A 19,678-nucleotide genomic window follows, 5' to 3' on the forward strand; every position below is an offset into this window, starting at 1 on the left:
CGCCCCTCACTTCATGGCATCAAAGATGGGTTTGAGGGTCGATGCCCAGTTTTCGGGGTTGATATCACCGACGTGGCGATAACGGATGATCCCCTTGCTGTCGATGAAGAAGGTCTCCGGCGCGCCGTATACCCCCAGATCCAGCCCCAGCATGCCGTCCGGATCATAGAGATTGATCTGGTAGGGATTGCCCAGCTCCGCCAGCCACTTGATCGCCTTGTTTCGCTCATCCTTGTAGTTCATGCCAACGATGTAGATCCCCTGCCCCGCCAGCTCCTTGAGATAGGTGTGCTCGCCATAGCAGGTCGGGCACCAGGTAGCCCAGACGTTGAGCAGCATGGGACGACCGGTCAGGATGCTGCGATCGTGCTGTTTGCCCAGATCGTAAATGTCCTGCAGGGTGAAGACAGGCACCTCTTTCCCCACCATCACGGATTCGAGTTTGGTGGGGTCAGAGTAAAGTCCCTTGAACAAAAAGACGGCGCCCAGCAGAAAGACGATAAAGGGAATTAAAAACAGCCAGGTCTTGCGATTCATGCCTTGCTCTCCTCCTCACGACGACCAAAACGGTAGCGCTTGTCCAGCATCGCCAGCACGCCGCCGATAGCCATGAACACGCCGCCAAACCAGATCCAGCGCACGAAAGGCTTGTAGTAAATCCGCACCGCCCAGGCACCGTTGTCGAGCTGTTCGCCAAGGGCGGCGTAAAGGTCACGGGTAATGCCGGCATCAATGGCCGCCTCGGTCATCGGCATCCGGGTCACCTTGTACATCCGCTTCTCCGGCTTGAGCAGGGCCACCTGCTTGCCATCCTTGTGCACTTCCAGCACGCCCTTGAAACCATCGTAGTTGGGGCCGTTCTTCTCCTTGATGCCGGTGAAGACAAACTCGTAATCGGCAAAATGGATTCGATCCCCTGCCTGCATCCGCAAATCTTTCTCGATGCTGTAGTTCTGGGTACAGGCGATGCCGATGATGCTGACTGCAAGTCCGACGTGTCCCAGGATCATGGCCCAGTGGCTGTTGCCCAGCTTGCGAATCCCGATGGCAAAGCTGTGCTTGTGGGTAGCGCGCGCCCAGGTCTCCTGCGCACTGGTGACGATGATCCAGGCGCCAAGACCGATGCCCAATGCCGCCCACGGCTTGAATGTCTCGGCAAAGGTCAGCGGCAGCAGGGAAGCCGCAGCCAGACTCAGGAGCAGCGCAATCACGACCTTGCTCTTGAGCTCGCCCAGCTCCTGGCGGCGCCAGCGAAACAGCGGGCCAATCCCCAGCAGCAGGGCGAACGGAATGATCAGCCAGCTGTAGATGTGGTTGAAGAAGGGAGTACCGATGGAGATGCTGCCCAGTCCCAGCTCCTTGTGAACCAACGGCAGCAGGGTGCCAAGCAGCACGGTCAACAAACCCGCTACCAGCATGATGTTGTTGCACAGCAGCAGGGTCTCGCGGCTCCACAGCTCATGCTTGCCATGGCTCTTCACCTGCGAGCCCTTGAAGGCAAACAGCAGCAAGGATGAGCCGATTACCGCCAGCAGGAAGCCCAGAATGAACAAACCGCGGGTCGGGTCGGAGGCAAACGCATGCACCGAGACCAGTACGCCTGAGCGCACCAGGAAGGTGCCGAGCAGGCTCAGGGAGAAAGCGGAGAGCGCCAGCAGCACGGTCCAAGCCTTGAAGGTGGCGCGCTTTTCACTCACCGCCAGCGAGTGCAGTAGGGCGGTACCCGCCAGCCATGGCATGAAGGAGGCGTTTTCTACCGGATCCCAGAACCACCAGCCACCCCAGCCGAGCTCGTAATAGGCCCACCAGGAGCCCAGCACGATCCCCAGCGTCAGGAATACCCAGGCGGCCATAGTCCATGGACGGGACCAGCGCGCCCAGGTCGCATCGAGGCGGCCAGTCATCAGGGACGCGATGGCAAAAGCAAAGGCAACCGAGAAGCCCACATACCCCATGTAGAGCATCGGCGGGTGGAAGATGAGACCCGGATCCTGCAACAACGGGTTGAGGTCGCGGCCATCCACCGGGAAGTAAGGCAAGGTGCGAATGAAGGGGTCGGAAGTAAACAGCACGAAGGCGGTAAAACCGACCGAGATAAGGCCCAGTACGCCGAGTACCCGCGCTACTGCGTCGAGCGGCAGACGGCGGCTGAACATGGCAACGGCCGCAGTCCAGCCCCCCAGCGTCAGCACCCACAGCAGCAGAGAGCCCTCATGGGCCCCCCATACGGCAGAGATACGATAAGCGAGCGGTAGCAGGCTGTTGGAGTTGGTGGCCACATACTGCACGGTGAAGTCGTTGTCGATAAATGCCCAGGTCAGGCAGAGGAACGACAGCAACAACAGCAGGAACTGGGCATAAGCAAGCGGACGGGCCGCCGACATCATGCCAAGGCGCCCCCAGCTGGCGCCAAGCAGCGGGTAACTGCCCAACAATATGGCGGTGGCAAAGGCCAGGATCAGTGCGAACTGTCCTAATTCCGGGATCATTGCTTGCTCCCCTTCAACTGCGCCTCGGTATATTGCGGCTTGAAGTGCATGCCGTTGGTGGCATCGGCTACTTCAGGCGGCATGTATTTCTCATCGTGCTTGGCCAGCACCTCGAAGGCGTCGACTGTAGTGGCATCCTTCAGGGTGCCTTGTGCCACGATGCCCTGCCCTTCGCGGAACAGATCCGGCAGGATGCCGTCATACTCCACCGTCACCAGATGACCGCCGTTATCCACCAGCTTGAAGGCTACCTTGAGGCTTTGTGGATCCCGTTGAACCGAGCCGGGCACAACCAGCCCACCGATGCGCAGACGCTGCCCCTCTTCCGGCTTTATTTTGTCTGGCCCTTTGCCTTCCACCAACTCACTCGGCGTGTAGAAGAGATCGATATTCTGACTCAGGGCATAGAGCACCAGTCCGCAGACGGTCGCGAGCCCCAGCGTGATGGCCAGGATAATGGTGAGGCGTTTTTTACGTCTCGGATTCATAGGGTGTTCTCCATCTGCTGGGCTGCCTTGCGACGAGCCTCGCGAGCCTGCTTGCTGCGCAATTCGCCCAGCAGGCTGCGGGTTTTCATACGGGTGGAAATGACGATACCGATGAGGCAAACCAGCGTCAGGCCAAAGGAGAGCCAGACATAGAAGGCGTATCCGCCCATCGCCAGGAAGTCACTGAAAGAGGCAAAGTGCATGCTTACTTCTCCTGCTCGGCTATCTCTTTGACCCAGGGGCGGTGCCACTCCCGCATCAAGAGCTCGTTTCTAAAGCGCATCAAGGTCAACGCACCGAGGAAAGTGGCAAACGCCAGGATCATGACGAGCAGCGGCCACAACATGTCGGAAGAGATGGAAGGCTTGGCAAACTTGGTAATGGTGGCCCCCTGATGCAGGGTGTTCCACCACTCCACCGAGTAGTGAATGATGGGCAGGTTGATCACCCCGACCAGCGCCAGAATGCCGGCCGCACGACCAGCCAGCACCTTGTCGCTAAAGGCGTTATAGAGGGCAATGACGCCGAGGTAGAGGAACAGCAAAATCAGCTCGGAGGTGAGACGGGCATCCCAGACCCACCAGGTTCCCCACATGGGTTTGCCCCAGGCCGCACCGGTAAAGAGAGCGATAAAGGTAAAGATGGCACCGACAGGAGCAATCGCTGCTACGGTCATGTCCGCCATCCGCAGCTGCCATACCAGCCCGATAAACGCAGCAATCGCCATGGTGGAGTAAGCGCCCATGGAGAGGATTGCTGCAGGGACATGGATATAGATGATCCGGAAGGAGTCACCCTGCTGATAATCTGCAGGGGCAAAGGCCAGCCCCCAGACAGAACCTATGATGAACGAAAGCAGACTAATCACCGCAAACCAGGGCAGCAGGGTACCAGCCAACTGATAAGCCCGCTCCGGTTTGGCATAAGGGTGCAACCATTTCCACATAGCTCACAAAACCTTTTTGTTATTAATCATTTGGCGAGGCCTACCATACCGACCGCAGGGCTGCATCAAATACCCCGAAAGCAATAAGCGGCACTCTCCTTGATCCATCGCAACTTAATTTTTCCAACATTGCCCCATACGAGGCTTGTTATTCTTGCACCAACATAATCAGTTGAGGCTGACTCGCAAAGCGGCTGACACCGCCAGCGGGGTCAACGTCAATGCCCCCACCAGCATGGCTGCCAGAATGGCAAGCTGACCCCCGTAAGGCAGCCCCATCCCGGCCGCATCGATTGCCGAGGTCGCAAAAATCAGCACCGGGATATAAAGCGGCAGGATCAACAGACTGAGCAATACCCCCCCTTTACGCAGGCCAACTGTCAGGGCCACGCCGATGGCACCGAGCAGGCTCAATACCGGTGTCCCCAGCGCCAGTGTCGCCACCACCGCCAGATAACTCTGCATATCGAGGGAGAGCAGAATTGCGATAAGCGGCGAGATGAGCAACAGCGGCAAACCGGTCAGCAGCCAGTGAGCGACCACTTTCGCCAGCGCCAGCAGGCCCAGAGGGTGAGGCATCAACATCATCTGCTCCAGCGAGCCATCGCTGAAGTCATCGCGAAACAGCCGTTCCAGCGACAACATGGCCGCCAGCAAAGCGGCAACCCAGATGATACCGGGAGCGATACGAGCCAGCAGTTTCGGCTCAGGGCCAATACCCAGCGGGAAGAGCGTGATGACGATCAGGAAAAACCAGAGCGGGTTGAGAATATCGGAACGCTGGCGCAGCGCGATCAGCAGTTCACGTCGAATGAGATGAAGGACGGCGCGCAGCATGGTGTCACTCCTGCATCATGGGGGTCAGTGACAGGGTCTTGAGGCGCCCCTGCATCAGGGTAAGATCCTGATGAGTTGTGAGGATCACCATGCCACCCCGATCGGCATGGGCCAGAAAGAGTTGCTCCAGCACCTTGACCCCCTGTTTATCGATAGCGGTGAAGGGCTCATCCAGGATCCAGAGCGAAGGCTGGTTGCAGAGCCACAAGCGGGCGAGTGCTACGCGTCGCTGCTGACCTGCGGAGAGCTGACCGGTGGGGTTATCCTCAAAACCGGCCAGACCAACTCGAGCCAAAATCTGCCACAAGTCGCTCTCAGCCTGCGCTGAATGATGAAGTTGCTGATAAAAAGTCAGATTTTCGAAGGGTGTCAGGGCTGCCTTTACCCCAGGTTGATGACCCAGATAGAGCAAACTGGCGTGATACTCGTCGCGGCAAGCGCGAATACTCTCCCCATTCCAGAGCACTTCACCAGAAAAGGGTTGTGAGAGGCCAGTCAGCAAACGCAACAGACTGGTTTTGCCAACCCCGTTGGGGCCTTCTATTTGCACCAGATCGCCGGGTGAAACCGTAAAGGAGAGATGTTCAAACAGAGTGCGATCTTCACGCACGCAGCTCAGATTGTTGACTTGAAGCAGCATGAGGATGTTATCAAATAGAATTAAGCGGCCTGCATCTTAACACAGTATTGGGATACGTCGTTTCATAGATGCAACAATTGGCGCAAGTCGCGATGGTGATCGCGAAAAGAGGTAAAGGGGATGTCAATATGGCTCTGATCTGTTCCCGTCACTACATATAAAATAAAGGAAGGCATGAGCCTTCCTTCACTATCAAGAACGACCTTTTCGCAAGGATATCAAGAGCTCGGCTTCTGCCTTTGGCAACTCGCACTCGCTCATGACTTCATCCAGATCCGCACCCAATTCAACCATCTTGGCAGCACGGCTGTAGAGCCTGCGCTCTGGATCCTGCATGGTCAACTCTTGCTGGCGATCGTTGATCTGTTGCATCGCGCCTTCCACAGCTTGCAGGCGTTGCCCCATGCCAATGGCACCGGTATGCAGCTCCATCATCTGTTTGCGCAAGCTTTCAAGTTGCCCCTGCAAGGTAGCTACGCTTGCCTCGGACTCCTGCTTGCTGCGCTTGCTTCTTGACCAGACATAAAAAGCAAACGCCAGTGCAATCAGGGACACCACCAAGACAACTATCTCAATGATCAAAACATCACCTTATTGTTAGAGAGAACCAATTTCGTCCCACTCTTCATCAGAGAGCAACTTGTTCAGATCAACCAGGATCAACAATTGACCATCGCGGTTGCTAACACCCTGGATGAACTTGGCGCTCTCTTCGGTACCTACTGCGGGAGCGGCATCAATCTCGGAGGAACGCAGATAAACAACCTCGGCAACGCTATCAACCATGATGCCAATCACTTGCTTCTCGGCTTCGATGATGACGATGCGGGAGTTTTCACTCACATCGCCGGAAGGCAGACCAAAACGGGAACGGGTATCGATGACAGTCACCACATTACCACGCAAGTTGATGATCCCGAGTACATATTCGGGAGCACCCGGCACAGGCGCGATTTCGGTGTAGCGCAATACCTCCTGCACCTGCATCACGTTGATGCCATAGGTCTCATTTTCCAGTTGGAAGGTTACCCATTGCAGCACTTCATCTTCAGCCAGATTCTGTGCAATATTGCGCTTTTCTGTCATGTTTTTATTCCTTTTATGAAAACGTCTACTGCTAAAACTAGCAATAAAACAGCTCGATTGCAGAAGTTATCAGCGACCTTCTATGTTGACCCCACGCTCCAATAAAAGGAGCAATTCCCGAACATGCAACAGAGCACACATTTTTTCTTTAACCATGCCAGCGAGCCAGGGGCGCTTGCCCTCTTGATGGCGCCACTTGACCTGATCGCGGTGCAACAATTCCGTTCCTTTGAGGTGATGACACGCCAGCCCCCAAGGTGACTCTCCAAGCATAATCAGATATTTGTAAGGATCCATCTCCAAATGCTGCCCAGGCATCACCCACTGGGCTGTATCCACTACATTCATCTTTTGCTCGCGAGAGGTCATGATCCCCTTATACCAGCCTGGCTGACCAAAAAGAGAGGCCACCTCTCCCAGCTGATGAATCCCGCCAAGATCGGTCAAGGGCACCGCAAACGTCACGCCAGACACTTCAAAGAAGAGAGCCTGGAACTCCTTGCCCGTCTCGATATTTTCCCAACTGACGGGAGACTCTGCCACATCCGATGCAACGTCTACCGCCGTCTCGGTTACGACCGTCGTAATCGGTTCTGCAATCTCAGGGCTCAATACCTCAGCATGCCACTCAGGCTCTACTGGCGACAGAGACTCTTCAGCCACAATCTGCAGTGGCTCTGACACTGTTAGCTCATTGGTAAACGCGTCATTCTCAAATTGCACCTGCCCCACTTGAGCCAGTAATTCACTCAGTTGGGTAAGACGCGGGTCACTCTCCATATAGGGAGGAGCAACTACCTCCGGCACACTTTGAGACTGTCGCTGCAACTGCACTACTGGCGCAGCAGGAGCTTCTTCGATTTCATCAAGCCCTGACGGGTCATCAAGGAGCAACGAATGGAAGTAATCATCCATTGCCCGAACTTGAATAGTATCTCTCATGCCGTCACCTCATGAGTCCGCTGCCGCTCAAGCGCGTCAAGATATTTGAGCAGAGTTTCGTAGGCATAGGTTCCACGACTTCCGGGTGAATAAATAGAGGGGGGAATATGCAGCAAACTGGCATCTCGGAATTTGGTATCGATAGGGATCACCGCGTTCCATACCGCATCACCGTACTGTTCCTTGATTGATTTCAACGTCATCAACGATGCTCGGGTACGCTTGTCAAACATGGTTGGAATAACGGTAAAACGAAATTTATCCCGTTTTGAGCGCTGCATGATTTCAAACGTCTTCATCATCCGCTCCAACCCTTTCAGCGCCAGAAATTCGGTCTGAACAGGCACCAGAATGCGGTCACATGCAGCAAGCGCATTGACCATCATCACTCCCAATACTGGTGGACAGTCAATGAGCACGTAGTCGTACTGATCCTGAATACGCAGCAACGCGCGTTTAAGTACCAGCCCCATCCCTTCCCGGTTCCCCATGACCCGATCGAGCGTAGCCAGCGTGATAGATGCAGGCAGCAGATTGATATTGTCGAACTTGGTTTTGAGCGTCAGTTTATTGACAAGCTCGGTGGTCGGCTTGACTGCTTGAAAAAGCTCATAGAGCGTGCCATCAAGACGATCCGAATCGTAATCGAGATAAGCGGTCAACGAGGCATGCGGATCCGTATCAATCAGCAGCACTCGTTGGCCACGCTGAGCCAAGATCCCGGCGAGAGAGACCACTGTGGTGGTTTTCCCGACACCGCCTTTCTGGTTGGCAACCGTCCAAACAATCACTGTATCAATCCTGCCTTGTTGTTATACGCATGCCACCACCGGGTAGTGAGATCACCTTGACCTCACCAGCATCCGCCGCTTTTTGCACTTCCGGCACAGCCTCTGTGGCTGGCGGAGTTTTGACTACAGGTCTTGCAGGTACCCAAGCAAACTTGGAGATAGCGACCACCACTTTACGGTTCTGTAGCCGCCCCTCTTCGCTACCATTGTCTGCAAAAGGAGAAAACTCACCATATGCCTCGAATGCCAAGCGCTGAGGTGCAATACCATTGGCAATCAAACCGTTTAGCACTGCTTCAGCCCGAGCCGCAGACAGAGCCCAGTTTGAGCGATAAATTTCATTATTAATCTGTTGGTTATCGGTATAACCCCTGACCCTTACATAGTTATCGACCGGTTTGAGAATACTTGAAAGAGTATTGATAACCGGTGCTGCATTGGGCCCCATAAATGCACTTCCACTGCCAAATAACAGCCCTGAACTCAACTCGATAGTCAGCCAGTTCTCATCTTGGGTCAGTTTGACTATCCCAGACTCAACCAATGATCCCATGCTTGCCTGCAGCTGCGTACCAAGCGTCGCAAGTGTTGTGCCATTTTGCAAAATAGGGACACCGGAAATAGGTGCAAGAGAGGGAGCCGGCCCGCTTGTTCCATCAAGTATTGAAGGTGCGGAAGAGGCCGAATTTTCCAATAGCGAATTACCTTGACCATCCAGCAAACCGTCTCTGTGCGGCTGAATAACACTGAAAGCCTGACTCATACCGTCAATGACTGCACGATACTTGTCTTTGTTAACCAAGGCTACGGAATAGAGCACCACAAACAGGGCAAAGATGAGAGTCATGTAATCGGCGTAGGAGACCAGCCAGCGATCCAGATGCTCACGCCCTTGCAAGTGCAACCGATAACGCTTACGCATGGCTACTCTCCCTTCAGATATGCCTTGAGCCGCCGTTCTACCTGCAAACCATTTTCACCATGGGCAATCGCAATGAGCCCCTCCAGCGTCATCTCCTGGAAAAGCGCAGAATGGTAATGGAAAGCCCTTAATCTATTGGCAACAGGCAGATAAATCAGGTTGGCAAACCCAACTCCATAAATGGTTGCAACAAAGGCTACCGCAATTCCCGCGCCCAGTGCTGCAGGGTCTTCGAGATGGAACATCGCCTGGATAAGCCCCATCACGGCGCCAATGATCCCGATGGTGGGACTATAACCCCCCATGGATTCAAATACCCTGGCCGCATGCTCATTACGCTCTTGCTCGATGTCGATGTCGGCCTCCAGCAACATGCGGATATCTTCTGTCGACACACCATCAACAATCATGTTCAACCCTTGGCGGGTAAATTCATCTTCCTCTTGCTCCGCCTGATCTTCCAAAGCCAGCAGCCCTTGCTGCCGGGCAAACACAGCCCAGGATTGTAAACGCTCAGCCTGAAGCATCAGCTCCTGACGTGGGGGAACAAAAATCCAGAGTGCTTGCCTGAGCGCAAGCAAGATATATCTGACGGGAGTTTGCAGAGTAACGGCACCAAAGGTGCCGCCCAATACGATCAGAAAAGCAGGGCCATCAACCAGAGTGAGAAGGGAACCACCATGCCACAATTGGGCAATTGCAATGGCCCCCAAAGCCAGGAGCAGGCCAAACAAGCCCATGATCAGCGCCCCAACTCAACCAGGATACGCTGTGCCACTTTGTCCAAAGGAAGTGATTCACTGGCAATACCGGCCTTGGCAACCGCTTGAGGCATCCCATATACCACACAAGATGCTTCATCCTGAGCCCAGATAGTAGAACCTTGCTCTTTCAGCAACTTGGCTCCATCTCGGCCATCAGCCCCCATGCCGGTCAAAACTATCGCAAGCACCTTATCAGCATAGGTTTTAGCTGCAGAAGCAAAGGTAATGTCAACACAAGGCTTATAGTTAACTTTGTCATTGCCATCGATTATCCGGATACGAGCACCAACGCCACGCCCTTCAAGCAACATCTGTTTGCCACCCGGTGCCAGATAGGCATGGCCAGGTTTGAGCACGTCACCATCCTCAGCTTCCTTGACACCGATCTGGCACAAGCCATTGAGACGAGCCGCAAATGCCGCAGTAAAGGTTGCCGGCATATGCTGGATCAGCAAAATCGGGTGAGGGAAATCACCTGGCAGCTTGGTCAACACATTTTGCAATGCAACCGGTCCCCCAGTGGAGGTACCAATAGCAACCAATTGATAAGTTTTACCACTACGCTTGAATGCCGGAGCAGGTGTTATGCGCGGTGTTTCTGGCACACGCTCAGCAGTTCGCGATGCAGCTGAAGCACTCAGTGGCGATCTGGCCATCGGCTCAGGAGCTTTAGGGCGAGCAGAGCTCATCAAAAAGCGCTTGCGGGAAATCTCCTTCACCCGCTGCTGCAGCAATCTGACTGCTTCATCTTTGTCTCTGGCGATGTCTTCAAACTTTTTAGGTAAGAAATCTAGGGCCCCGGCATCTAGTGCATCCAGAGTCGCCTTTGCTCCTTCATGGGTCAGAGAGGAGAACATTAAAATTGGCGTCGGACATTTGGCCATAATCTCGCGCACAGCGCTGATGCCGTCGAGCACGGGCATTTCGATGTCCATGGTGATTACATCAGGGCGCAACGACATCGCCTTATCCACGGCCTCACGTCCGTTTTGAGCGGTATCAATCACTGTCAGCATGGGATCCTGACTAATGATTTCACTTACCCGACGGCGGAAGAAACTCGAATCGTCGACAACTAATACCTTGACTGCCATTGTTATTTTTCTAACTCCTTGGGCCTGAGCTATTAATGTCTACGCGCATATGCTTTGAGCAGACTCGGCACATCCAAAATCAGGGCTATTCCACCATCACTGGTAATTGTGGCCCCTGCCATACCTGGCGTTCCTTGCAGCAAGCTATCAAGTGGCTTGATAACCACCTCTTCCTGGCCAATCAGGCTATCAACAACAAAGCCAATTTGCTGTGTCCCTATCTGCACAATAACCACATGACCTGTATCTTGACGGGAGCGCTTGTTGGGACCACGCACCAGCCATTTATGCAGATAAAAGAGCGGAATTGCCTTCTCACGAACAATGATGGTGAGCTGACCATCCACCATATTGGCCTTTTTCAGATCCAAGTGGAAAATTTCGTTCACACAGCCAAGCGGCAGAGCAAAGGTTTGTTCTCCGACCTCAACCATCAGGGTCGGCAAAATCGCCAGCGTTAAAGGAACCTTGATTTCAAGACGTGTCCCCTTACCCCATGTCGAATCAATATGTACTGAGCCATTGAGACCGACAATACTGGTTTTCACCACATCCATACCGACACCACGGCCAGATATATCCGAAATCTCTGACTTGGTAGAGAAACCCGGAGCAAAAATCAGGTTGTAGGCATCATTGTCACTCATGCGAGCAGCAGTATCTGCATCCAGTACACCACGGCTGATTGCTATAGACTTGAGTTTTTCTGGATCCATCCCTGCACCATCATCTTCGATACAGAGCAGGATATGATCACCTTGCTGAGAAGCACTCAGGGTGATTGTTCCCTGACGTGGTTTACCCGCTTTTTCACGGATCTCGGGCAACTCAACCCCATGATCACAGGAGTTACGAACCAAGTGAACAAGGGGGTCAGCCAATGCTTCAACCAAGTTTTTATCAAGATCGGTCTCTTCACCGACCATGACCAATTCGATTTCTTTTTTGAGAGTACGAGCCAAATCACGAACAACGCGCGGGAATCGACCAAAGACCTTCTTGATCGGCTGCATCCGGGTCTTCATGACCGCCCCTTGCAGATCCGCAGTCACAACATCCAGGTTGGCAACAGCCTTTGACATCTCTTCATCGTTGCTGGCAATACCAAGACTAACCAAGCGGTTACGCACCAATACCAACTCCCCCACCATATTCATGATGACATCGAGCGTCTTGGTATCCACCCGAACAGTAGTATCACTTTGTACGGCACTGTTTTCAGCCGGAGCTGGAGCTGGAGACTTAGCTGATGCTGGCGCTGCGGGCTTGGATGGCGACTCTGCAGGTTTTGCTGAGGCACTGGTCACGGGCTTGGCTGCGGGAGTAGGCACAGCAGGTTTGGACTGAGCTGGCACCGCAGCAGGTGCGGCAGGTGCGGCAGGTGCGGCAGGTGCCATTGTACTCTGCGGCCCTTGCCCACGCCCATGGAGTTCGTCAAGCAAGCGTTCGAACTCATCATCATCGATCAGCTCATCTACTTCCTTCTGCACCGACTTAAGGGGATTAACTTCTGGTGCACCTATATGTTGTCCCTGGCCATGCAGCTGATCCAACAAGGCTTCGAACTCATCATCCGTAATGTCACCGGAATCTGTGGTCACAGATGTTGAAGCCGCTTTGGTTGGGGCTCCGCCAACACCATGCAGCTCATCCAGTAAACGTTCGAACTCGTCAGCAGAGATCTCGTCAATAGAACCACCGCCATTAACAGCTGCTGGCTCAACGCTCTCTGCTGAAACAACAGCTTCTGGAACTTCAGGCTCAGCAACGAAAACGTCTACTTGAGGGGCAACTGGTTCGGGATCGGCAACAACATCAGAGGCAGCACTGCTGGTTGCAGTCCTCAGTTGCTCTTCACCTTCAGGCTTGCACAGCTCATGAAGGTCATGCAGAAGATCTTCTGACGCAGGACTTGGCGCTTCACGATTTTGCACTTGGGCAAACATGACGTTGATGGCGTCCAGAGCCTGCAAGATTACATCCATCAATTCTGCAGTCACTGTACGCTTGCCGTTGCGCAATATATCAAACACGTTCTCGGCACCGTGGCATACGTCAACCAGTTCACCCAGCGACAAGAACCCAGCCCCGCCTTTCACGGTGTGAAAGCCGCGAAAAATCGCGTTCAGCAAGTTCTTGTCATCGGGCCGCTTTTCCAAGTCGACCAGTTGTTCAGACAACTGTTCCAATATTTCGGATGCTTCGACCAGAAAGTCTTGCAGTATGTCTTCATCAACTTCGAAGGCCATGCGTCACTCCATTAGAATCCCAAGCTAGACAGCAGATCGTCCACATCATCCTGACCATTGACCACATCGGCACGGGCCTCGGGGTTCATGATGGGGCCTTCAGCTTCAATCCCGTTGACAGGAAGGCTGCGAGTTGAATGCTCTGCAGAAGCCTCACCAAACATAGTCAGCATTTCTATTAATTTTGTTTCTACTTCCTGCACAAGTTTGATGACCTTGCGGATCATCTGCCCGGTCAGATCCTGAAAATCTTGCGCCATCAGGATCTCTGTCAGCAGTTGCCGTAATTTATCGGCATCAGACTCTGAAGCCTTAATAAAATCATCGAGTTGGTGACAGAGCGATTTGAATTGCCCAACATTCATGTCGCGGGACATCAAGGCATTCCAGTTCGGCATAACCAGCTGGATATTGTCATTAAGACGATCTGCAATCGGCAGGCTGGCTTCTACCGCATCCATGGTGCGGTTCGCTGCCTTGTCAGTCATATCGATAACGTAGCTAAGACGTTCCCGAGCATCGGGGATATCATGAGTAGCCAGATCGGGAATCCGCGGATCAAGGCGAAACTCTTGTAGTGAATTATGCAGTTGTCTTGTCAGCTGACCGACCTTGTCAAACAGATCGGAGGCATTGGGGGCACACACTTCGGCAAGCAGATCATCGGCCAGCTCAAATTCACCTTGCTCAAGATGAGCAACAAGCATCCTTGCCTGGTCGAGCGAAATCATTGCTCTCGTTTTGGCCATCATCCCTGCAGCTCCTTAGCCGATTCGTTCAAAAATCTTGTCCAGTTTTTCTTTGAGCGTCGCTGCAGTGAAAGGCTTGACGATGTAGCCATTAACGCCAGCCTGTGCGGCCTCAATGATCTGTTCGCGTTTGGCTTCAGCTGTAACCATCAAAACCGGAAGATGTTTGAGTTTGTCATCAACCCGAATGGCCTTGAGCAGGTCAATACCTTGCATGCCGGGCATGTTCCAGTCAGTTACTACAAACTGGAAATCACCATTTTTCAGCATCGGCAATGCTGTATTGCCATCATCCGCCTCGTGGGTGTTGTTGAATCCCAAGTCGCGCAGCAAGTTCTTGATAATCCGGCGCATCGTTGAAAAGTCATCAACAATGAGGATTTTCATGTTCTTGTCCAAAATTCCCTCCTAAATAGCCGCCTCGGCGGCTCACTTACATGATGCTAAAAACGGGTTGTGTCGTGCGGATTATGCCTTAGAGTTTAGTCTCAGTGTAGCCAGTACAAACACTTATAGATGCCAATCTCGCAAACGAGCACGTAATCTGTGCATTGCCTGACTGTGAATCTGACTCACCCGTGACTCACTGACATTCAAAACCTCGCCGATTTCGCGCAAATTCAGCTCTTCATCGTAGTAAAGAGAGAGAACCAGGGCTTCCCTCTCTGGTAAGCGACCAATTTGCTCGGCTAATGCAATCTGAAATCGTTCTGCTGCCAAATCATCGAAACCTGACCCGGAGGGTGCGTCATCAGGATGACCAATCACATCCTCACTGACCCCGAGATCCTCAATCCCGATAATTTTTCCGCAGGAAACATCCTGCAGCATGACATGATAGTCAGCAATCGAGACCCCCATCTGAGCCGCGACTTCCGTATCACGCGCATCTCGACCATTGGCTTGTTCAACATTTTCGATGGCTTCAGATATTGCACGGCTGTTGCGATGCACGGAACGAGGCACCCAGTCACCACGCCTAATCTCATCGAGCATGGCACCACGAATGCGGATCCCTGCGTAAGTCTCGAAACTGGCCCCCTTGCTGCCGTCAAAGTTGCGAGAGGCCTCCAGCAGCCCAATCATACCTGCCTGGATCAGGTCATCCAGCAAGACACTGCTGGGCAGACGAGCCAGCAGATGCTGGGCTATTCGCTTGACCAGCGGAGCATGTCGCTCCACCAGCACATAGGAATCCTGATGACGCAAGTACGCTTGGGCTTTATTCACGGGAACCTTCCTGTGTTGTGGCCGGCTTTTGCAGCAAATTCTCCAGGAAAAACTCCAGATGACCACCCGGCTGATTGGGTACTGGCCAGCTTGCCGCCTTGTTGGCCAGCGCACGGAACGCCAGCGCAGCAGGAGATTTGGGGAATGCTTCGACAATCAGCTTCTGTTTGCGCACTGATGCCCGCAAATTGGTGTCGTAAGGCACGCAGGCTACCAGCTCAAGAGAAGTATCCAGGAAACGATCCGTTACCCGAGTCAGCTTGGCAAAGAGCTCCTGGCCCTCACGCAGGCTGCGTACCATATTGGCCACTACCTTGAAGCGGAACACGCCGTGCTCCTTGGAGAGGATCTTGATGAGAGCGTAAGCATCGGTAATGGAAGTCGGCTCATCGCACACCACAACCATGATATCTTGCGCTGCGCGGGTAAAGCTCAGCACCATGTCGGAGATACCGGCTGCGGTATCGACCAGCAAAATATCGACCTGAGTCTTCATTTCGCTAAAAGCGCGGATAAGCTCGGCATGCTGTACGGGCGAGAGCTCGACCATTGATTGGGTACCGGAGGTAGCCGGCACAATCATCATGCCGTACGGCCCCTCGACAATGATGTCGTCGATCGTGCATTCACCGGCCAGTACGTGGGATAGGTTGCGATGTACCCGCAGCCCCAGCATGACATCCACGTTTGCCAGACCGAGGTCAGCATCCAGTACCATCACCCGTTTGCCCTGCGCAGCCATGGCACCTGCCACGTTCAGAGTGACGTTGGTCTTGCCGACGCCCCCCTTGCCTCCGGAAACGGCGATTACTTTAACTCGATTGTTTTGACGCATTTTGCGCAGACCACTCGCCTGATCCATATACATGTTACTCATAAAACTCCGAATCTTCGGCCTCGCCAAAGCCTGCACCCCAGAAATAGGGCTCTTCTGTTTCTCGCTCCAGCGACCCCATGGCGGCTCCAACGAGCTGCGCCGCATTGGCAACCTGAATATCTTCCGGAACCCTTTGTCCGTCAGTGATATAGCTGATGGGCAATGAATTCTGGATACACACGTTAATCACTTCGCCCAGATTCAGACTTTCATCCAATTTGGTAAGTATGCAGCCGCTAAGCGGAATACGCCGGAAATGGTCGACCGCCTCCTGCATCACCCGACGTTGGGAGGTTGCGGACATCACCAGATAACTGCGGATCCGCACCTTGGCATTCTTGACCAAGGTATCGAGCTGCTCGGTCAAGCGAATATCCCGTTGACCGACCCCTGCCGTATCGATCAATACCAACCTGCGATGGCGGAACTGATAAAGTGCACTGGCCAGTTCCTCGGCATCGCGCACCTGACGAACTGGACACCCCATAATGCGACCATAGGTCTGCAACTGCTCATGCGCACCGATCCGATAGTTATCCGTAGTAATGAGAGCTACCTGCTCGGCGCCATATTTCATGGCAAAGCGTGCTGCCAGTTTGGCAATGGTGGTGGTCTTGCCAACCCCAGTCGGACCGAGCAGGGCAACAGCCCCGCCCTGCCGCAAAATTTCGTCTTCGCTGATCTTGAGTTGAGCTGTAAGCACTTCAGCCAGTTGAGCCATTCCCTGATGGATCGACATATCTTCCGGGATCATGCCTGCCAGCTGATCGGCAAAAGCATCGTCAAACCCCATCTTCTTGAGTTCCTTGATGAGCAGCGCTCGCATCGGCTCCCGGCGCTCCACCTCCTGCCACATCAGACCGGAGATCTGGTGCTCCAGCAGCTTGCGGATGCTGGCCATCTCCTTGCGCATCCCCTCCATCTCCTGATCCCGTTGATTGGATTGAGGGGCGCGAGGAGAAGTTGATGCGGCACGAGCTCGAGGTTTGGCAGGTTCGGGCGCGGCCCCCCACTGCCCCTGTTCGGCAAGGGTTTTCGGCGCAGAAGTCGTGGCAGCTATTGCTGCTGGCTGAGCCCCCCCCGTCCCGGCGCCATTGCCCGGTTGGAGTTTTTGCTGGCGAGCAAGCAAGGCTGCCAGCGTATCGGCATAGTGTTCGTTCTGGTTGGGTGCTGGCTCAGGGCGCCCCATCTGCCGCGCAGCAGACGAAATATTGACGCTCTCATCGTTCAGCTGACGGCGAACCGGCGTATCTCTCGGCCCCGGAACCTGGGATTGATAGTCAACAGCGGCGACTATCTCGACCCCTCCGGTCACCTTCTTGTTGGACATGATGACGGCATCCGGCCCGAGAGTCTCCTTGACCTCGGCCAGAGCCGTTCGCATGTCCTTGGCAAAAAACCGCTTAATCTTCACCCGTCATCTCCGCTAACTAGTTCTGTCCGACTGCACTGACGATACGAATCTGCTTGTCATCAGGCACTTCCTGATACGACAGAACGCGCAATCCTGGAATGGCATTCTTCACAAATTTGGCCAGGGTATTGCGCAAGATCCCTGATGTCAGCAGCACGGCAGGTTGACCTTCCAACTCTTGCCGCTGTGTGGCTTCTACCAGTGAGCGCTGCATCCGCTCCGCCAAACCCGGCTCAATACCGGCACCATCACCGCCACCCGCCTGCAAGGATTGATGCAATATACGTTCCAGTTCTGGTGCCAAGGTAATCACCGGTAGCTCGGGATCCGGGCCGGCAATCTCCTGCACGATCAGACGGCGCAGGGCAATCCGGCAGGCGGCTGTCAGCACTTCCGGATCCGGGCTACGTGGTGCGTACTCGACCAAGGTCTGCAGAATAGTGCGCATATCGCGAATTGGCACGCCTTCATTGAGCAAATTCTGCAATACCTTCACAAGGTTACCCATGCTGATGACTTCAGGCACCAGCCCTTCAACCAATTTGCTCTGGTGCTTGCCGATCATATCGAGCAGCTGTTGCACTTCATCGTGACCGAGCAGCAATGAGGCATGGTTGGTTAGGATCTGGCTAAGATGGGTGGCAACCACAGTAGCAGTGTCAACCACCGTATAGCCCAGTGTTTGAGCATGAGAAACCTGCTCCTTGGCAACCCAGACGGCTTCCAGCCCAAAGGCTGGGTCCCGCGCGGCAATGCCTTGCACCTGACCAAAGACCTGACCCGGGTTAATAGCCATCTCCTTATCATGGTAAACATTAGCCTCGCCGGTACTGACCCCCATCAAGGTGATGCGATATTGGTTGGGAGCCAGCTCCAGGTTGTCACGAATGTGCACGGCAGGGATAAGAAAACCCAGCTCTTGGGACAGTTTCTTGCGTACCCCTTTAATCCGGTTGAGCAACTCGCCTCCCTGACTGCGATCCACCAGCGGAATGAGCTGATAGCCCACTTCCAGACCGATGATATCGACTGGCATCACGTCGTCCCAGCTCAGCTCTTTCTGCTCGCGAGCAGGTTGGTCGGCACTTGCCGGCATCAACTCCCCTTTGGCAGCCTTGGCTGCAAGCAGTTTCTCGCGGCGCAGCAGCCACCAGGCTCCGACCGCAGCTACGCCACCCAGACTCAGAAATGCCACATGTGGCATACCGGGCACACTGCCCATCATCAGCAAGATACCAGCAGAAATGACTAGCGCCTTGGGATTATCGAACAGCTGTCCCAATACCGCAGTCCCCATATCCTGATCGGTATTTTGCCGGGTGACTATGATGGCAGCTGCGATAGAGAGCAGCAGAGAAGGGATCTGGGCAACCAAGCCATCACCGATAGCCAGCAAGGTGTAGATCTGGGCCGATTCGCTGAAGGTGAGCTGGTGTTGGGCCATGCCGATAATGAAGCCCCCCAGTATGTTGATAAAGAGGATCATGATGCCCGCAATCGCATCCCCTTTAACAAATTTGGACGCACCGTCCATGGAACCGTAGAAATCGGCCTCCTGAGTCACATCCTGGCGACGCTTTTTGGCCTCTTCCTGATTGATAAGGCCGGCGTTCAAATCGGCATCAATGGCCATCTGCTTGCCAGGCATCGCATCCAGAGTGAAGCGGGCGCTCACCTCGGAGATGCGCCCCGCACCCTTGGTGACCACCACAAAGTTGATGATCATCAGGATCATGAAGACGATGATGCCAACCGCGTAGTTACCGCCGATCACTACGTTACCGAAGGCCTCAATTACATGCCCCGCAGCAGCACTGCCGTTGTGGCCTTCCAGCAAAACAACTCGGGTAGAAGCAACGTTAAGCGCCAGACGAAGCAGAGTCGCGATAAGCAGTACGGTAGGAAAAGCGGCAAATTCCAGAGGGCGGCGGGTGTAGACGGCAACCAGCAGTACCACGATGGAGAGCGCGATGTTGAAGGAGAAGAGGATATCCAGCATCAGAGGCGGAATGGGCAGAACCACCATTCCCATGGACGCCAGTACCAGCAGCGGGGTACCGACCCCTTTGCCAAGCAGCCATCTGTACTCTTTTAACCGGCCCAATGATGCCTTGAATTCCATCGCTTTTCTCGATCTTTACTCGCTGGTTCCAGATTAAA

The 19,678-nt window shown here is 54.1% G+C and carries 21 protein-coding genes; all 21 read right to left on the reverse strand.

Going from position 1 to position 19,678, the window contains the following annotated elements; genetic code table 11:
• Positions 1–6 precede the first annotated feature (6 nt).
• The 21 genes from AAHA41_RS04675 to flhA all read right to left on the reverse strand — a co-directional run bounded on the left by AAHA41_RS04675 (position 7) and on the right by flhA (position 19,640).
• On the reverse strand, positions 7–537 hold the full coding sequence (locus AAHA41_RS04675; RefSeq protein WP_043850368.1) for a DsbE family thiol:disulfide interchange protein: 531 nt from the start codon (positions 535–537) through the stop codon (positions 7–9).
• A complete protein-coding gene (locus AAHA41_RS04680) occupies positions 534–2,489 on the reverse strand; it encodes a heme lyase CcmF/NrfE family subunit (protein ID WP_323070044.1) in 1,956 nt (651 codons plus the stop codon). The genes AAHA41_RS04675 and AAHA41_RS04680 overlap by 4 nt, the downstream gene beginning before the upstream one ends.
• On the reverse strand, positions 2,486–2,977 hold the full coding sequence (gene ccmE, locus AAHA41_RS04685; RefSeq protein ID WP_215805289.1) for a cytochrome c maturation protein CcmE: 492 nt from the start codon (positions 2,975–2,977) through the stop codon (positions 2,486–2,488). Before ccmE ends, AAHA41_RS04680 begins: the two co-directional genes overlap by 4 nt.
• Positions 2,974–3,180 (reverse strand): heme exporter protein CcmD, encoded by a 207-nt coding sequence (gene ccmD / locus AAHA41_RS04690; protein ID WP_033114436.1) that lies wholly within the window; start codon positions 3,178–3,180, stop codon positions 2,974–2,976. The genes ccmE and ccmD overlap by 4 nt, the downstream gene beginning before the upstream one ends.
• A gap of 2 nt (positions 3,181–3,182) precedes the next feature.
• The gene (locus AAHA41_RS04695; RefSeq protein ID WP_041208901.1) at positions 3,183–3,923 is read right to left on the reverse strand and encodes a heme ABC transporter permease; all 741 of its coding nucleotides are present in this window, start codon (positions 3,921–3,923) and stop codon (positions 3,183–3,185) included.
• Positions 3,924–4,091: 168 nt separating this feature from the next.
• A complete protein-coding gene (ccmB, locus tag AAHA41_RS04700) occupies positions 4,092–4,760 on the reverse strand; it encodes a heme exporter protein CcmB (protein WP_042031553.1) in 669 nt (222 codons plus the stop codon).
• A gap of 4 nt (positions 4,761–4,764) precedes the next feature.
• Complete coding sequence (gene ccmA, locus AAHA41_RS04705) at positions 4,765–5,400, reverse strand: cytochrome c biogenesis heme-transporting ATPase CcmA (protein WP_323070046.1); 636 nt, start codon at positions 5,398–5,400, stop codon at positions 4,765–4,767.
• Positions 5,401–5,592: 192 nt separating this feature from the next.
• Positions 5,593–5,979, reverse strand: coding sequence for a DUF2802 domain-containing protein (locus AAHA41_RS04710; protein ID WP_323070079.1), 387 nt, complete (start codon positions 5,977–5,979; stop codon positions 5,593–5,595).
• Positions 5,980–5,997: 18 nt separating this feature from the next.
• Positions 5,998–6,486: a chemotaxis protein CheW gene (locus tag AAHA41_RS04715; protein ID WP_033114441.1), complete on the reverse strand. Its 489-nt coding sequence runs from the start codon at positions 6,484–6,486 to the stop codon at positions 5,998–6,000.
• A 69-nt stretch (positions 6,487–6,555) separates the two neighbouring features.
• The gene (locus AAHA41_RS04720) at positions 6,556–7,428 is read right to left on the reverse strand and encodes a chemotaxis protein CheW (RefSeq protein WP_323070048.1); all 873 of its coding nucleotides are present in this window, start codon (positions 7,426–7,428) and stop codon (positions 6,556–6,558) included.
• Positions 7,425–8,219, reverse strand: a complete 795-nt coding sequence (locus tag AAHA41_RS04725; RefSeq protein ID WP_033114443.1) for a ParA family protein — start codon at positions 8,217–8,219, stop codon at positions 7,425–7,427. The genes AAHA41_RS04720 and AAHA41_RS04725 overlap by 4 nt, the downstream gene beginning before the upstream one ends.
• 4 nt (positions 8,220–8,223) lie before the next feature.
• Positions 8,224–9,141, reverse strand: coding sequence for a flagellar motor protein MotB (locus AAHA41_RS04730; RefSeq protein ID WP_323070050.1), 918 nt, complete (start codon positions 9,139–9,141; stop codon positions 8,224–8,226).
• Between the two features lie 2 nt (positions 9,142–9,143).
• Positions 9,144–9,881, reverse strand: a complete 738-nt coding sequence (locus AAHA41_RS04735; RefSeq protein ID WP_041208907.1) for a flagellar motor protein — start codon at positions 9,879–9,881, stop codon at positions 9,144–9,146.
• A 2-nt stretch (positions 9,882–9,883) separates the two neighbouring features.
• Positions 9,884–10,999 carry a chemotaxis response regulator protein-glutamate methylesterase gene (locus tag AAHA41_RS04740; protein WP_236764314.1) on the reverse strand — a complete coding sequence of 372 codons (1,116 nt, stop codon included), beginning with the start codon at positions 10,997–10,999 and terminating at the stop codon, positions 9,884–9,886.
• Positions 11,000–11,031: 32 nt separating this feature from the next.
• On the reverse strand, positions 11,032–13,248 hold the full coding sequence (locus AAHA41_RS04745) for a chemotaxis protein CheA (protein ID WP_323070052.1): 2,217 nt from the start codon (positions 13,246–13,248) through the stop codon (positions 11,032–11,034).
• 11 nt (positions 13,249–13,259) lie between these two features.
• Positions 13,260–14,000 (reverse strand): protein phosphatase CheZ, encoded by a 741-nt coding sequence (locus AAHA41_RS04750; protein WP_033114448.1) that lies wholly within the window; start codon positions 13,998–14,000, stop codon positions 13,260–13,262.
• 12 nt (positions 14,001–14,012) lie between these two features.
• On the reverse strand, positions 14,013–14,396 hold the full coding sequence (gene cheY, locus AAHA41_RS04755) for a chemotaxis response regulator CheY (protein WP_010634617.1): 384 nt from the start codon (positions 14,394–14,396) through the stop codon (positions 14,013–14,015).
• Positions 14,397–14,507: 111 nt separating this feature from the next.
• Complete coding sequence (locus tag AAHA41_RS04760; RefSeq protein WP_041208910.1) at positions 14,508–15,227, reverse strand: RNA polymerase sigma factor FliA; 720 nt, start codon at positions 15,225–15,227, stop codon at positions 14,508–14,510.
• Positions 15,220–16,095, reverse strand: a complete 876-nt coding sequence (locus AAHA41_RS04765; RefSeq protein WP_033114450.1) for a MinD/ParA family protein — start codon at positions 16,093–16,095, stop codon at positions 15,220–15,222. The genes AAHA41_RS04760 and AAHA41_RS04765 overlap by 8 nt, the downstream gene beginning before the upstream one ends.
• 1 nt (position 16,096) lies before the next feature.
• Positions 16,097–17,518 carry a flagellar biosynthesis protein FlhF gene (gene flhF / locus AAHA41_RS04770; RefSeq protein ID WP_323070053.1) on the reverse strand — a complete coding sequence of 474 codons (1,422 nt, stop codon included), beginning with the start codon at positions 17,516–17,518 and terminating at the stop codon, positions 16,097–16,099.
• 16 nt (positions 17,519–17,534) lie between these two features.
• Positions 17,535–19,640: a flagellar biosynthesis protein FlhA gene (gene flhA, locus AAHA41_RS04775; protein WP_323070055.1), complete on the reverse strand. Its 2,106-nt coding sequence runs from the start codon at positions 19,638–19,640 to the stop codon at positions 17,535–17,537.
• Between the last annotated feature and the right edge of the window lie 38 nt (positions 19,641–19,678).

Source organism: Aeromonas sp. SER, from assembly GCF_038739615.1.
In the GTDB taxonomy this organism is placed as follows: domain Bacteria; phylum Pseudomonadota; class Gammaproteobacteria; order Enterobacterales; family Aeromonadaceae; genus Aeromonas; species Aeromonas jandaei.